This is a genomic window from Blastococcus sp. MG754426 (assembly GCF_021699055.1).
Lineage (GTDB): Bacteria > Actinomycetota > Actinomycetes > Mycobacteriales > Geodermatophilaceae > Blastococcus.
On the sequence record NZ_SSXC01000150.1, the window covers coordinates 1 to 1946 of the forward strand.

Below are 1946 nucleotides of genomic sequence, written 5' to 3' on the forward strand. Positions count from 1 at the left end.
GGTCACGGCGGACCTCCTCGGATCAGCGGGCGGACGGGTTCGGTGCGGTGGTGGTCGAGCCACATGTCCATGACGTCGGGCAGGACCGTCGTGAAGGCGCCGGTCTCGAACGGCTCACCCGGCGCGTTGGAGAGCTGCTGGGAGATGACACCGCCGACCAGCGCCGTCCAGGCGCGGTAGGCGCGGTCCAGGTCGACGTCCGCGGCGAGGTGCCCGGCATCCCGCAGCCGGACCAGCAGCGCGCGGGACTCGGCGTCGAGCGCGACGGCCGGCGCGTAGGCCCGCTCCGACGGCGTGAAGCCGGGCACCGGACGCCAGAACATGAGCGCCGAGTGGGCGGGGTGCTCCACGGCCCAGCGCACGAGGGCCGTGGTGCCTCCCCGCCACGCGGTGAGGGGGTCGGCGCCGTCGGCGATGGCCCCGGCCTGCTCGAGCACCCCCTGGAGCGCCCGCCAGCCCCGCTCGAAGAGGGCGTCGTAGAGCGCGTGCTTGCCGTCGAAGTACCCGTAGAGGGACGGCGGGCGGATGCCCATCCGGCGGGCCACCTCGCCGAGCGTCAGCCCGGCCGCGCCCTGCTCGGTCATGACCTCGACCGCCACCGCGAGCACCTGCTCGATCGTCTCCTGCCGACGCCGCCCACGACGGTCCGGCACCACGGTTCCGGTCACGAGCCGGATGGTCGTCCTAATGGCATTAGGAAGTCAAGAGGGTCGTAGGTTGCCGGGCGACGCCGGAGGGGGTCTGTCGCCGCGGAGCGCGCCCGTGGTCTGATGACGCCGCCACACGCGACGGCAGTGGAGGAAGCCCGGTGAGAATCCGGCGCGGTCCCGCCACTGTGAGCCGGCCCCCGGGCCGGTGAGTCAGGAACTCCCGCCGTCGCGCTCCTGCCACCTCCGGGCGTGGACACCCGGGGAGAGGACGCGTGCCGTGCGCGGGTACCCCGCATGAGTTTCCCCTTCACCGCCGTCGTCGGCATGGACGACCTGCGGCTGGCCCTCCTGCTGAACGCCGTCTCCCCCGCCGTGGGCGGTGTGCTGGTGCGGGGCGAGAAGGGCACCGCCAAGTCGACCAGCGTCCGGGCGCTGGCCGCCGTCCTGCCGCCGGTCGGCGTCGTGGCCGGCTGCCGGTTCGGCTGCGACCCGGCCGCACCGGACCCGGCCTGCCCCGACGGCCCGCACGAGGCCGGCGCCGCCGCGCGCACCCGGCCCGCCCGGCTGGTCGAACTGCCGGTGGGTGCCTCGGAGGACCGGCTGGTCGGCTCGCTGGACCTGGAGCGGGCGCTGACCGAGGGCGTCAAGGCCTACGAGCCCGGCCTGCTCGCCGCCGCCCATCGCGGGGTGCTCTACGTCGACGAGGTCAACCTGCTGCAGGACCACCTGGTCGACCTGCTGCTCGACGCCGCCGCCCTGGGCACCGCGTACGTCGAGCGCGAGGGCGTCTCCGTGCGGCACGCGGCCCGGTTCCTGCTGGTCGGCACCATGAACCCCGAGGAGGGCGAGCTCCGCCCGCAGCTGCTGGACCGCTTCGGGCTCACCGTCGAGGTCGCCGCTCCCCGCGACCCGGCGGTGCGCGCCGAGGTCGTGCGCCGCCGGTTCGCCTCCGACGCCGACCCCGCCGGGTTCGCCGCGGAGTGGGCCGCCGAGGAGACCGCGCTGGCCGCCCGCATCGCCGACGCCCGCGCCCGCCTGCCGCGCGTCGTCCTCTCCGACGCCGCGCTGCGCCAGGTCACCGCCGTCTGCGCCGCCTTCGACGTCGACGGGCTGCGCGCCGACCTGGTCACCGCCCGCGCCGCCATCGCGCACGCCGCCTGGTGCGGCCGCGAGGAGGTCACCGAGGACGACGTCCGCGTCGCCGCCCGGCTGGCGCTCCCGCACCGGCGCCGGCGCAACCCGTTCGACGCGCCGGGGCTGGACGACGAGACCCTGGACCAGGCGCTGGCCGACTCC

Annotated in this window: 2 protein-coding genes and 1 riboswitch; of the genes, one reads left to right on the plus strand and one right to left on the minus strand. The window is 76.1% G+C overall.

Annotated elements, in window-relative coordinates:
• Positions 1-2 precede the first annotated feature (2 nt).
• Positions 3-668 (minus strand): TetR/AcrR family transcriptional regulator, encoded by a 666-nt coding sequence (locus E9549_RS22695; protein ID WP_236828870.1) that lies wholly within the window; start codon positions 666-668, stop codon positions 3-5.
• Positions 669-797: 129 nt separating this feature from the next.
• Positions 798-870: riboswitch (cobalamin riboswitch) on the plus strand.
• 74 nt (positions 871-944) lie between these two features.
• On the opposite strand from E9549_RS22695, the gene E9549_RS22700 reads away from it, so the two are divergent.
• Positions 945-1946 (plus strand): ATP-binding protein (locus E9549_RS22700; protein WP_236828871.1); only part of this gene is annotated, 1002 nt, incomplete at its 3' end.